This window comes from Dyella sp. (assembly GCF_035277725.1).
Taxonomy (GTDB): domain Bacteria; phylum Pseudomonadota; class Gammaproteobacteria; order Xanthomonadales; family Rhodanobacteraceae; genus Dyella_B.
Window position 1 is genome coordinate 1 of record NZ_DATEJY010000134.1, and the last position, 11761, is coordinate 11761.

Genomic DNA, 11761 nt, shown 5'->3' on the forward strand with positions numbered 1-11761 from the left:
GTGCGGTCGACACTCAGAATTTCATAATAGTCACGCTTGCTCATTTCATGATCCGCGATTCGATGCGCCGATCGGGAATGAACCAGATCGCAGCCACCGTGGCATAAAGAACACACGACCCCCACGGCGCCACGAACGCCAGCAGGATGCCGCACACATACATGGCGATGGAAAGCCAGCCTTTCCAGTCACCGCCTACCGACTGCGCCAGCAGGGAGGCTGCGCCGCCGTTGGCTGCAATCAGACTGCGCTGGAATGGCTGCCACGCCAAGCCACACATCAGCAACACGAAGCCATACAACGCCACCGGCAGCTGGGCAAAGTGGTTTTCGCCCATCCATCCCGTGGTCACCGGCATCAGCGACAACCAGAACAGCAGATGCAGGTTGGCCCACAACACGCTGCCATTGATCTTCTTGGCAGCATGCAGGAAGTGATGGTGGTTGTTCCAGTAAATGCCAACGTAGATGAAGCTCAATACGTAGCTCAGGAACACCGGCCACTGTGGCAGCAAAGCCTGCCAGCCGTCGCCGTGCGGCACTTTCAGCTCCAGCACCATGATGGTGAGGATGATGGCAAGTACCCCATCGCTGAACGCTTCGAGCCGCCCCTTTTCCATCGCCATCCTCCCAAAAAAAACGAGCGCCATCGCATGGCGCTCGTCTTCCTGTCGGTTACTTTACGACGACTTGCGGTCGTTCTTCACCTCGGTGAACTCGGCGTCGACCACGTCGTCCGGCTGGGCGGAGCCGCCCGGACCCGGGCCGTGCTGCGCACCGGCGCCAGCGCCTGCATCTGCGTGACCGGCCTGGGCCGCGGCGTAGAGCGACTGCGCCACCTGCTCCAGCTTCTGGATCTTGGCTTCGATGGCGGCCTTGTCTTCGCCGTCCTTCACCTTCTCCAGATCCGACAGCGCGCCTTCGATCTCGCTGAGCTGCGCACCCGGCACCTTGCCGCCGTGCTCCTTCAACGCGCCACGCGTGGCGTGCACCAGCTGGTCGGCCTTGTTGCGCGTGCTCACCAGCTCCTGGAACTTCTTGTCCTCTTCGCGGTGCGTCTCGGCGTCGGCCACCATGCGCTGGATTTCCTCATCGGATAGGCCGGAACCGGCCTTGATCTCGATGCGCTGTTCCTTGCCGGTCTTCTTGTCCTTGGCCGACACGTGCAGGATGCCGTTGGCGTCGATGTCGAAGGTCACTTCGATCTGCGGCATGCCGCGCGGTGCGGGATCGATGCCGGCCAGGTCGAACTTGCCCAGCGACTTGTTGGCCGAAGCGCGATCGCGCTCACCCTGCAGCACGTGCACGGTCACCGCGGTCTGGTTGTCGTCGGCGGTGGAGAACACCTGCGAGGCCTTGGTCGGTACCGTAGTGTTCTTTTCGATCAACTTGGTCATCACGCCGCCCATGGTTTCGATACCGAGCGACAGCGGGGTGACGTCGAGTAGCAGCACGTCCTTCACCGAACCGCCCAGCACGCCGCCCTGGATCGCGGCGCCCACGGCGACGGCTTCGTCCGGGTTGACGTCCTTGCGCGGCTCCTTGCCGAAGAAATCCTTCACCGCTTCCTGCACCTTCGGCATGCGGGTCTGGCCGCCGACCAGGATCACTTCCTGGATGTCCGACACGCGCAGGCCGGCGTCGTTGAGCGCGGTGCGGCACGGCTCGATGGTGCGCTTGACCAGGTCTTCCACCAGCGCTTCCAGCTTGGCGCGGGTGAGCTTGATGTTCAGATGCTTGGGACCGGAAGCATCGGCCGTCACGTACGGCAGGTTCACTTCGGTCTGGTGCGAGGACGACAGCTCGATCTTCGCGCGCTCGGCCGCATCCTTCAGGCGCTGCAGCGCGAGAGGATCCTTGCTGAGGTCGATGCCCTGATCCTTCTTGAATTCTTCGATGAGGTAATCGATGACGCGCTTGTCGAAGTCTTCACCGCCGAGGAACGTATCGCCATTGGTGGCCAGCACTTCGAACTGCTTCTCGCCGTCGACTTCGGCGATCTCGATGATCGACACGTCGAACGTACCGCCGCCGAGGTCGTACACCGCGATCTTGCGGTCGCCGCCCTTCTTGTCCAAACCATAAGCCAGCGCGGCCGCGGTCGGCTCGTTGATGATGCGCTTCACGTCCAGTCCAGCGATGCGGCCGGCGTCCTTGGTCGCCTGGCGCTGGCTATCGTTGAAGTACGCCGGCACGGTGATCACCGCTTCGGTGACCGGCTCACCGAGGTAATCCTCGGCGGTCTTCTTCATCTTCATCAGCACCTTCGCGGAGACTTCCGGCGGCGCCATCTTCTTGCCGTCGGACGTCTGCACCCAGGCGTCACCGTTTTCGTGCGCCATGATGCCGTACGGCACGATGTGGATGTCCTTCTGCACTTCCGCATCGGTGAACTTGCGGCCGATCAGGCGCTTCACCGCGTAGAAGGTGTTCTTGGGATTGGTGACGCCCTGGCGCTTGGCAGGGGCGCCGACCAGCACTTCGCCGTCCTTGGTGAAGGCGACGATGGACGGCGTGGTGCGATCGCCTTCCGAGTTCTCGATCACCTTGGTGCTGCTGCCATCCATGATGGCGACGCACGAGTTGGTCGTGCCCAGGTCGATACCAATGATTTTGCCCATGATGTGTGCTCCGGAAAACTTTGAATGCGGCCCCTCGCCGCGACTGGTTGTCAGATGGGGTTCTGGCGAAAGGCGTTCAATACCAGGTAAACCCTGCAGTACTGGAATTGCTAGAGTCCGTTCAACATTGAACAGGCTCTCCTCGCTCAGTCGTCCTTGGCTACCGACACCAGTGCCGGGCGCAACAACCGATCATTCAGGACATAGCCTTTCTGCAGCACGGCCACGACCGTGCCGGGCGATTTGCCCGGGGCATCGACCATGCTCACCGCGTGATGGCGCTCGGGGTCGAGCGGTTGGTCGAGCGGATCGACCTGCACCAGGCCATTGTTGCCGGCGACGCGCAGCAGTTCCTTGAGGGTGAGGCTCAGGCCTTCGCGGATCGCAGCCACGTCGCCGCCTTCCACCGCCAGGCCGCGCTCGAGGCTGTCGTACACCGGCAAAAGGTCGTTGAGCAGCTTTTCGTTGGCGAAACGGCGTGCCTGTTCCAGGTCGCGATGCAGGCGGCGGCGCTGGTTTTCCAGCTCGGCCTTTTCGCGCAGCACGGTATCGCGCAGTTCCTGGTTGCTCGCTTCCAGCTCGGCCACCTTGGCCTTGAGCGTATCGAGTTCATCGCTCATAGCGGCGTACTCCGCGGCCGTTTCCGGCATCTCATTGGGCGACTGCGAATCGCTGTTGTGCATGAATGACTCCAAACATCGTCCTGGGCCGGCAAAGCTGCCGACCATTACAAAACCTTGCGGGTAAACCCGCCTCCCAACCGCCCCTTATAGGGCCGTCGCAGCGCGATTCAAGGCATCACTGAGCAGGCGGGCGGTGGCCTGCACCACCGGAATCACGCGATCATAAGCCATGCGCGTGGGACCAATCACACCGACCGCACCCAGCAGTCGGCCCTGGGCACCATAACTGGCGGTCACCACGCTGCAACCATCCAGCGCAGCAAACCCCGATTCCTCGCCGATAAACAAGCGCACACCGGGTGCCTTGGCGCAGGTTTCCATCAGCTGCAGCAATTCGTTTTTCTTCTGGAACGCCTCGAACAGATCGCGCAAACGTTCCAGGTTGCCCAGCTCCGAATAAGCCATCAGGTTGGTCTGGCCGCTGACCAGCACATCCTCATCCTGGGGCGCAAACGATGCTGCAGCCAGCTCTACGGTTCGGGAAAGCAGCTGATGCAATTCGCTGCTGGCCTCGCGTATTTCGCGCAGGAGATGCGCGCGGATGTCATCGACGCGCAGGCCGATGAAATGCTCGTTGATGTAGTTGGCCGCCTGTTCCAGCACCCGCCCTTCCAACGGCTTGGCCAACTGGATCACGCGGTTCTGCACCTGGTTGTCGGAGAACACCAGGATCACCAGCACGCGCGCCTCAGGTAGCGGCACGAAATCGATGTGGCGCAACGGGAAATCGGTCTGGCGCGGCACCATCACCACGCCGGCGAAATGCGTCATGGCCGACAGCAGCGCCGAGGCATTGCCGGCCAGGTCGCGCACCGTCGTCGGGCCGGGCGGCAGCTCGCGTTGCAAGCGCACCATTTCGTCGCGTGCGAGCGGCTGCAACTCAATCAGGCTGTCGACAAACAGACGTAACCCGCGTGGGGTAGGAATACGTCCGGCTGAGGTATGCGGCGAGGCTACCAGGCCGGCATCTTCCAGATCGGCCATGATGTTGCGGATGGTTGCCGGGCTCACGTCCAGGCCGGAGGAACGCGACAATGTACGTGAACCGACGGGTTCACCATCGACCAGATACTGGGCGATCAGCGTGCGCAGCAAGCGCCGCGCGCGGGTATCGAGTTCGTGACCAGGGTGGCGTGACATGCGCTGTGGCAATCCGTGAGACGCCTAACAAATAAGGTTTGGCGGTAAAGAAAGCAAGAAAGGGGGAATCGGGCAGCGCCAAGGCCACGACAGGTGCACCCTCCCCATTCCCAGTTTCCCGTTCCCACTTACAATTCGTACGACCACTGCCGCCCTCACCTCATGCTCACCTCCCTTTACGTCCGCCATCTCGCCGTCGTTGAAGAAGCCGATCTTGCTTTTGGTCCGGGCCTGACCGTCGTCAGCGGGGAAACCGGCGCGGGCAAGTCCCTGTTAGTGGATGCCCTGATGTTGCTGGCCGGCGCACGTGCCGACAGCGGCATCGTGCGTGCCGGCAGCGATCGTGCGGAGCTGGCGGCGGAGTTCGACCTGGCCAACTTGCCCGAGGCGCACGACTGGCTCAAGCGCGAAGAGCTGGACGAAGACGGCACCTGCCAACTGCGCCGCGTCATCCGCACCGAAGGCAGCTCGCGCGCCTGGATCAACGGCCGCCCCGCCACCATCGGCCAGATGAGCGAACTGGCCGCACTGCTGGTGGAAATCCACGGCCAGCACGAGCACCAGGCGCTGCTGGAACGCACGCATCAAATGAACCTGCTCGATGCCTACGCCGAAAACGAAGCACGCGTGGCGCAAGTGCGCGACCTTGCCCAGCAGTGGCGCGACGTCGGCGCCCGCATCCGCAAGCTGGCCGGCGGCGAAGATCGCGAACATCGCCTGGAATTGCTGCGCCATGAACTTTCCGAACTGGAAAAGTGGGCACTGCCTGCCGCCGAACTGGCAGACCTGGAAAACAGCCATAAGCGGCTGGCGAACGCCGGCAAACTGGTCGAAGGCGTCACCGGCGTGGTCGACCTGCTCGACGGCGATAGCGAATTTGCCTTGCGCTCTTCGCTTACCCGCGCACATACGGAACTCAGCCGTCTCGCCACGTTGGACGATCGCCTCGCCCCGCTGCTCGAGCTGCTCGACAACGCGCAAATCCAGCTCAACGAGGCCGTCGACGGCCTTGGCCGCTATGCGCAGGATGTCGATCTCGACCCCGAGCGCTACGCCGAAGTCGACACGCACCTGACGCGTCTGCATGAACTATCGCGCAAGCATCGCTTGCATGTCACCGAACTCGACGCCAAGCGCATAGCTGTACAAAACGAGCTGACCGAACTGGAAAACGCCGGCGATGCACTCGAACGCCTCGACGCACAACGCGCGCAACTGCAGCGCGACTACGACAAGGCTGCCGAAGCGCTGAGCAAAGCCCGACAAACCGCGGCCAAGCGTCTCGGCAAGGAAGTCAGCGCACTGATGGGCGAACTCGGCATGGCCGGCGGCGTGCTGCAGGTAACGTTGGAAGTCGCCGACAACAGCGATCCCGATCCGCAAGGCCGCGAACGTTGTGAACTCCTGGTAAGCGCCAACCCGGGCCAACCACCGCGCCCCTTGCGCAAGGTCGCCTCGGGCGGAGAACTCGCCCGCATCAGTCTGGCGATTGAAGTGGCGACACTGGGCAAGGACACCATCGGCTGCATGGTATTCGACGAAGTCGATACCGGCATCGGCGGCGCCGTCGCCGAAGTGGTCGGCCAAAAGCTGCGTGCGTTGGGTTCACGTTGCCAGGTGTTATGCGTGACGCATCTGCCGCAAGTGGCTGCACAAGGTCATGCGCATTTGCGTGTGAGCAAGCATGCTTCCGGCGGTTCCACGCATACGCGTATTGAAGTGTTGAATACCGAAGGCCGCCGCGACGAGTTGGCGCGCATGCTGGGTGGCGTGGAAATCACCCGCGAGACGCGGGCGCATGCGAAAAAGATGCTGGAGCAGGCACAAGCCTGATCGTAGGTTGGAGTGCGAACCCCAACATCATGATCCTGATCGAGATGGCAACGTTGGGGTTCGCACCCCAACCTACGGCCTTGGCTGCAACAACCCCCGCTCGCTCGCGATGCGATAAAGATCCAGCTCCGACCCCGCCCCCAGCTTGCCCATCAAACTCGCGCGGTGGATGTATACCGTCTTCTGCCCAATCCCCAATTCCGCCGCCACCTGCTTCGGCGCACGCCCTGCCGCCAGCAGCAAAAACACTTCGTGCTCGCGCGCAGTAAGCCGGTCGATGGGATCAAGCGTGTCGTTGGGACGCTCCGCACGCCGCTGCCGCAAATCAGAGCTGAGGAACTGCTCACCGCGCATCACCGCACGCAAGCCGGCTACCAACTCCTCCGGCGCCGCGCCCTTGGTGACGTAACCGCTCGCACCGCGCCGCAAGGCTTCCGATACATAAGGCTCGCCATCGTGCATGCTCAACACCACGATGCGCGTGCCGGTGGCAACGCTGCGCAGGTGTTCAATCAACGGCAAACCACTGCCGTCCGGCAACGAAAGATCCAGCGCAACCAGATCCGGGCGCGTCTGGCTGATCGCCTCCACCGCGTCGTCGGCGTTGCGGCATTCGGCTACCACTTCGAGATCCGGCTCCATTTCAATGAGCCGTTTGAACCCCTCGCGGACTATGGCGTGGTCGTCGACCAGAACAATGCTGTGCATGAGCGGCACTCTAGCAAATCTTTTCCTTCGCTCAGCCTGGCCGCCGAACGTCACAGACCGCCCACCGCTCGCTAACATCGGCGCATGCGCCTAAAACTCTCCTTCCTCACCTCCGGCCCCATGGTCGGTCTCGGCTACGGTCTGCTCTGGGGACTGCTTTGGCCCACCACGCAGCCGGACTGGACCCTGCAATTCGGCCTGCGTTTCGGCGTGTTGCTGCTGTCGCCATTCCGTTACTGGGGTTGGTTGATCGGTGCCGAGCTGGTGGCCGCCGTATCGATCGAATACTGGTACGGCTACACGCCGGACTGGCAGACCTTCCTCTTCGGCGATCTGCCGCAGCCGCTAGCTGTGGCGCTATGCCTGGGACTGCTGCGCCGCGCGAACCTGCGGCCGAACATGCGCGACCCGGAAGAAGTCTCGCGCCTGCTGCTCGCCGGCGGCTTTACCGGTGCGGTCGCCACCGCCACCGACGCGTTGATGATGGCCTTGCTCAGCGAGTTGCCTTCGACCGGTCTGCTGGAAGGCTTCGGCAACGAGATGCTCGGCAATTACGTCGGCCTGCTGCTGATCGTGCCGCCGCTGATCATGTTGTGGCGCACGCGTCCGTCGAAGCAGGAGGTGTCGGAGCTATTGATGGATGGCTTGCTGGTGATGCTGCCGGCACTGGTGATCCTGTTGATCCTTACCGAGCAAGCCGCTCCGCAGCGCGAGTTCGCGCGCATCCTCTCGCTGGCCCCAGTGCTGTTCTTCGCGTTCCGCCATGGTTGGCGCGGTGCCAGCTTGTCCATGCTGGTATCGAGCCTGGGCATGGCGGTGGTCGACCGCGTCTTCACCCACGTCATCCCGACAGCTTCCTCGCATATGTTCCTGGCCGTCGCCGGTACCGGCGCCTTGATGCTCGGTTCGGCCACCGATGCGCTCCGCCGCAGCAGCGCGCGCATGGCGGAACAGAACGTCTACCTTGCCGCCGTGAACCGGCGCCTGGATCATCTCGCCCGCCAGCTGCGCGACGCGGCCCGCGGCAACCTGCAAACAGAAGAAAACCAGCGCCGTCACATGGCGGCCGAACTGCACGATGAGCTGGGCCAGAACCTCACCGCCATCCAGACCCACGTCAAGTTGGCGCAGAACCGCCTCAAGCAGGCCGGCATGGAGGACATCGGCACCTCCATCAACGGCATCCTGGCGCACATGCGGCGCGCCCTGCATCGGGTGATGGACGACCTGCGCCCCGCCGTGCTGGACGAGTTCGGCCTGATGCGCGCCCTGGACGAAGGCCCCATCCGCGACCTGCTCGCCACCGCCGGCATGATCTACCACACCGAACTGCACGGCGATCCGCGCATGCTGGAGGAAGACATCCGCACCGCAATCTACCGCCTGGCCCAGGAAAGTGCCACCAACGCGGTCAAGCACGCCCAGGCCACCGAATTTCGGCTGCGCCTGCGCATCGGCGAGCGTGCAGGTGCAGCAATGGCCTTGCTGGATATTCGCGACAACGGCGTAGGCCTGCCCGAGCGGGTGCCACGTGGCGGGAGAGGCTTGCAGGGCATGCGCGACCGCGTTACTTCCCTGGGCGGATTGTTCCGTTTACGGCCGGATCACCAGGGCGTTCACCTGCGGATTTTGCTGCGAAGCAGCATTGCAAAACGTGAAACCAGTGACTTGTGACACTGTAACTAGGAAATTTTCCAATACCAGCTCCGTAAAGGCTTCGTTAGGATCAGTCCCATCGATGTGGGGGAGCCGCCGTCGCGAGACGGTGAGCACGAGTCAACCGTGGGGACGGTGGACTCGAAGAGTGGCAGGATGCCACTCCGCCGGAGTCTGGACATATGCGCGTATCTGGAGCAACTCCGATACATAGCAGTCAAGAGACAACGGTAAGCCGCAGGGTGGACAGGAGTCCTCCCGCGGCTTTTTTTATGCCTGTCGCGTAGGTTGGGGTGCGAACCCCAACATCGCCATCCTGATGGACATGTCGGGGTTCGGCGACGCCTCACCCCAATCCGCCTATTTCTTGCGATTCCCCAACGGCCTCACATACAGCACCAAGCTATGGTCCTGAATCTCATAGCCGTGCTTGGCCGCTATCTCACGCTGCAAGCGTTCGATCTCTTCGCTGACGAACTCGATCACCTTTCCGCTGTCAACGTCGATCATGTGATCGTGGTGCTGGCCGCGATCCAGTTCGTACACCGCCTGCCCGCCCTCAAAGTTGTGCTTGCTGAGGATGCCGGCGGCCTCGAACTGGGTCAGCACCCGGTACACGGTCGCCAGGCCGATATCTTCCTGATGAGCAAGCAACTTCTTGTAGACGTCTTCGGCCGTCAGGTGGCGGGCGCCGTCTTCTTCGAAGATCTGGAGAATGCGCATCCGGGGGTGAGTCACCTTCAACCCGGCTTTACGGAGTTCTTGAGTTTCCTGCTCCATCGCAAGCTCCCGATACACGGTCAAATCGACCCTTAGTGTATCATCGACCCCTTCACGATCCGGACGCACTACGAATGCAAAAGCTGATCCGCACACTGGGCTATGCCACGCTGGCACTCTCTCTCGCCGGCTGTCATCTCGTGTATACCCCCGATGTCGCCCAGGGCAATCTTTTCGATAAAACCATCGACAAGAATCTTGCCGACCAGCTCAAGCCGGGTCTGACCAAGCGCCAGGTGCTGGTGCTGCTCGGTACGCCTTCCGTCTCCACCCCGTTCAACCAGAACCGCTGGGATTACGTCTCCACGTATTCGCATCGTGGCGAGAAGATGAAGGTCAACGCCATGAGCCTTTACTTCAACAACGACGTGCTGGTGCGCACCGAAGGCAACCTGTACTTCCAGGATGCCCAGAAGCTGGTGCAGCAGAGCAACAAGTACAAGACCAAATACGACGTCAACGACACCTCCGGCGACAAGAGCGGCAGCGCTGGCGGCGATAGCAGCGGTGGTGACAGTGGCGGCGATAACGGTGGCGACAACGGCGGCCACTAAGCGCCTGGCTCGCCTTACGTCGCTCGGCGCCGACGCGCGTCTTTCGGATCCAGCGTAAGCGACCGGTAGATTTCCACCCGGTCGCCATCCTGCAGCACCTCATCAGGGGCCACGCGCCGGGAAAAGATCCCCAGGCGCGATGCATCGAACGGCACCTCCGGCATCGCCTGCAAAATGCCGGACTCCTCCACTGCCTTCAGCACCGAACTCCCGGCCGGCAAGCTAACCCGGCGTAGCAGTTGGCGTTCCGGCGTGGCGCAAACCACTTCCACCGTGATGCGGTCAGCCATAGACCTTGTCCGCCTCGCGGCAGAAATCGTCCACCATGCGACTGGCGAGGCCCTGGAAACCCAGCTTCAGCGCCGTGCCGCCCAGGCGACCGGCATAGTCGAAATCCAGCTCGAGCGCGACCTTGCAGCCGTCCGTGCCGAGCGGGATGAAATCCCAGAAACCATCCAGGCTGCGGAACGGCCCGTTCACCAGACTCACCTGCAGGCGGCGTGGACGGTCGATGGTGTTACGCGTGGTGAAGCTGTGATGGAACCCGGCGAACTTGAGATCCAGCCGCGCCACCAGCATGTTGTCTCCCCGCTCGATCACCTCGGCACTGGCACACCAAGCGAAGCGCTTTGGGTATGCTTCGACCTCATTGACCAGGTCGAACATCTGCGCCGGCGAGAATTTCACCAAGGCACTGCGGCGGATTTGGATCACGGCACCCTCATCACAAGAATCTAAGGTCGGGCCCGTCCAGAAGCAGTCTGCTCGGGGGCGACCGAGACAAAGTTTAACGGACATGGCAAAAGCGAAGGACAAAGACAAAAAAGAAAGCGGCGGCACGATCGCCCTCAACAAGCGCGCCCGGCACGAGTACCACATCGACCAGCGCTTCGAGGCGGGCATCGCCCTGCAAGGCTGGGAGCTAAAAGCCCTGCGCGCCGGCCGCATCAACTTCGGCGACGGCTACGCCGTGGTGCTGAAGAACGAGATCTACCTGGTAGGCACCTCCATCCCGCCACTGATCAGCGCCTCCACCCACGTGGTACCGGTCGACCGCCGCACCCGCAAGCTGCTGCTCCATCGCCAGGAAATCGACCAGCTCATCGGCGCGGTAGAACGCAAGGGCTACACCCTGGTACCGATCGCCATGTACTGGAAAGGCAACAAGGTCAAAGTGGAAATCGGCCTGGCGCGCGGTAAGCAGGAACACGACAAGCGCAACGCCGACAAGGAACGCGACTGGCAACGCGAAAAACAGCGCACCATGCGTTCGCACAATCGCGCCGCCTGATCGTCTTCGAGCACGCCATGCACTCCCTCCCCTGCTCGCAGGGGAGGGCCGGGGTGGGGTAAAGCGAGCAACGCTCGCATCCGGCAACGCAGGAATCAACCAAACACGATTGAACATCTCAGTGGCATACATGCACTCCACCAAGTGCAAACCACCCTACCCGCGCAAAACATTGATATCGCACACCGCAATCACCATATATAATCAACGAGCTAAAGCGATCTTTTCCCCGGGGGTGTTCTGGCTTCGACGGGGGTAGTGAGATAGCTTGGTGCATGCCGAGGGGGCAGCTTTCCTCGTTAATCCAGCCGCAAACTTATAGTTGCCAACGACGACAACTACGCTCTGGCCGCTTAAGGCCTAGCCCCGAACCCACGTGTGCCTGTGCTAGTGGATGTAGGGTCATTATCACAGGATCGCCCAAAGCTGCCGCCTGCCGGCCAGGGTTAAATCAAGCGGGCTGGTCCTTCGATGCGCCTCGCACTCTGTGCTGTCG

General features: G+C 62.2%; 12 protein-coding genes and 1 other RNA gene. 5 read left to right on the forward strand and 8 right to left on the reverse strand.

Features of this window, described 5'->3' with window-relative positions; translation table 11 throughout:
• Window positions 1-40: 40 nt before the first annotated feature.
• From VJR68_RS12390 to hrcA, 4 genes are all read right to left on the reverse strand, one after another.
• A complete protein-coding gene (locus tag VJR68_RS12390; protein WP_324148013.1) occupies window positions 41-619 on the reverse strand; it encodes a TMEM175 family protein in 579 nt (192 codons plus the stop codon).
• A gap of 60 nt (window positions 620-679) precedes the next feature.
• A complete protein-coding gene (gene dnaK, locus VJR68_RS12395; protein ID WP_324148015.1) occupies window positions 680-2620 on the reverse strand; it encodes a molecular chaperone DnaK in 1941 nt (646 codons plus the stop codon).
• A 146-nt stretch (window positions 2621-2766) separates the two neighbouring features.
• Window positions 2767-3303: a nucleotide exchange factor GrpE gene (gene grpE, locus VJR68_RS12400; RefSeq protein WP_324148017.1), complete on the reverse strand. Its 537-nt coding sequence runs from the start codon at window positions 3301-3303 to the stop codon at window positions 2767-2769.
• An 84-nt stretch (window positions 3304-3387) separates the two neighbouring features.
• Complete coding sequence (gene hrcA, locus VJR68_RS12405) at window positions 3388-4443, reverse strand: heat-inducible transcriptional repressor HrcA (RefSeq protein ID WP_324148019.1); 1056 nt, start codon at window positions 4441-4443, stop codon at window positions 3388-3390.
• 162 nt (window positions 4444-4605) lie between these two features.
• Here hrcA and recN point away from each other — a divergent pair, with 162 nt between their 5' ends.
• Window positions 4606-6276: a DNA repair protein RecN gene (recN, locus tag VJR68_RS12410; protein ID WP_324148021.1), complete on the forward strand. Its 1671-nt coding sequence runs from the start codon at window positions 4606-4608 to the stop codon at window positions 6274-6276.
• 72 nt (window positions 6277-6348) lie between these two features.
• Here the strand turns inward: recN and VJR68_RS12415 are convergent, their stop codons facing one another.
• Window positions 6349-6984 carry a response regulator transcription factor gene (locus tag VJR68_RS12415; RefSeq protein WP_324148023.1) on the reverse strand — a complete coding sequence of 212 codons (636 nt, stop codon included), beginning with the start codon at window positions 6982-6984 and terminating at the stop codon, window positions 6349-6351.
• Window positions 6985-7068: 84 nt separating this feature from the next.
• Between VJR68_RS12415 and VJR68_RS12420 the strand changes: the two genes are divergently transcribed.
• Window positions 7069-8658, forward strand: coding sequence for an MASE1 domain-containing sensor histidine kinase (locus VJR68_RS12420; protein ID WP_324148025.1), 1590 nt, complete (start codon window positions 7069-7071; stop codon window positions 8656-8658).
• A gap of 342 nt (window positions 8659-9000) precedes the next feature.
• Here the strand turns inward: VJR68_RS12420 and fur are convergent, their stop codons facing one another.
• Complete coding sequence (fur, locus tag VJR68_RS12425) at window positions 9001-9420, reverse strand: ferric iron uptake transcriptional regulator (RefSeq protein WP_324148027.1); 420 nt, start codon at window positions 9418-9420, stop codon at window positions 9001-9003.
• A 74-nt stretch (window positions 9421-9494) separates the two neighbouring features.
• On the opposite strand from fur, the gene VJR68_RS12430 reads away from it, so the two are divergent.
• Complete coding sequence (locus VJR68_RS12430; RefSeq protein ID WP_324148029.1) at window positions 9495-9974, forward strand: outer membrane protein assembly factor BamE; 480 nt, start codon at window positions 9495-9497, stop codon at window positions 9972-9974.
• 14 nt (window positions 9975-9988) lie between these two features.
• On the opposite strand, the gene VJR68_RS12435 is transcribed toward VJR68_RS12430, so the two are convergent.
• Window positions 9989-10264 carry an RnfH family protein gene (locus tag VJR68_RS12435; protein ID WP_324148031.1) on the reverse strand — a complete coding sequence of 92 codons (276 nt, stop codon included), beginning with the start codon at window positions 10262-10264 and terminating at the stop codon, window positions 9989-9991.
• Window positions 10257-10688: a type II toxin-antitoxin system RatA family toxin gene (locus VJR68_RS12440; RefSeq protein WP_324148032.1), complete on the reverse strand. Its 432-nt coding sequence runs from the start codon at window positions 10686-10688 to the stop codon at window positions 10257-10259. The genes VJR68_RS12435 and VJR68_RS12440 overlap by 8 nt, the downstream gene beginning before the upstream one ends.
• 82 nt (window positions 10689-10770) lie before the next feature.
• Between VJR68_RS12440 and smpB the strand changes: the two genes are divergently transcribed.
• Window positions 10771-11265, forward strand: a complete 495-nt coding sequence (gene smpB / locus VJR68_RS12445) for an SsrA-binding protein SmpB (RefSeq protein ID WP_324148034.1) — start codon at window positions 10771-10773, stop codon at window positions 11263-11265.
• Between the two features lie 231 nt (window positions 11266-11496).
• Window positions 11497-11761, forward strand: a transfer-messenger RNA (tmRNA) gene (gene ssrA / locus VJR68_RS12450); the annotation flags it as partial.

Excerpts from the sequence above, each read along its gene's own strand:
- VJR68_RS12420 (WP_324148025.1), top strand. The coding sequence starts at position 7,069 with ATGCGCCTAAAACTCTCCTTCCTCACCTCCGGCCCCATGGTCGGTCTC.
- grpE (WP_324148017.1), bottom strand. The coding sequence starts at position 3,303 with ATGCACAACAGCGATTCGCAGTCGCCCAATGAGATGCCGGAAACGGCC.
- smpB (WP_324148034.1), top strand. The coding sequence starts at position 10,771 with ATGGCAAAAGCGAAGGACAAAGACAAAAAAGAAAGCGGCGGCACGATC.
- VJR68_RS12415 (WP_324148023.1), bottom strand. The coding sequence starts at position 6,984 with ATGCACAGCATTGTTCTGGTCGACGACCACGCCATAGTCCGCGAGGGG.
- fur (WP_324148027.1), bottom strand. The coding sequence starts at position 9,420 with ATGGAGCAGGAAACTCAAGAACTCCGTAAAGCCGGGTTGAAGGTGACT.
- VJR68_RS12435 (WP_324148031.1), bottom strand. The coding sequence starts at position 10,264 with ATGGCTGACCGCATCACGGTGGAAGTGGTTTGCGCCACGCCGGAACGC.
- recN (WP_324148021.1), top strand. The coding sequence starts at position 4,606 with ATGCTCACCTCCCTTTACGTCCGCCATCTCGCCGTCGTTGAAGAAGCC.
- VJR68_RS12390 (WP_324148013.1), bottom strand. The coding sequence starts at position 619 with ATGGAAAAGGGGCGGCTCGAAGCGTTCAGCGATGGGGTACTTGCCATC.
- hrcA (WP_324148019.1), bottom strand. The coding sequence starts at position 4,443 with ATGTCACGCCACCCTGGTCACGAACTCGATACCCGCGCGCGGCGCTTG.
- dnaK (WP_324148015.1), bottom strand. The coding sequence starts at position 2,620 with ATGGGCAAAATCATTGGTATCGACCTGGGCACGACCAACTCGTGCGTC.
- VJR68_RS12430 (WP_324148029.1), top strand. The coding sequence starts at position 9,495 with ATGCAAAAGCTGATCCGCACACTGGGCTATGCCACGCTGGCACTCTCT.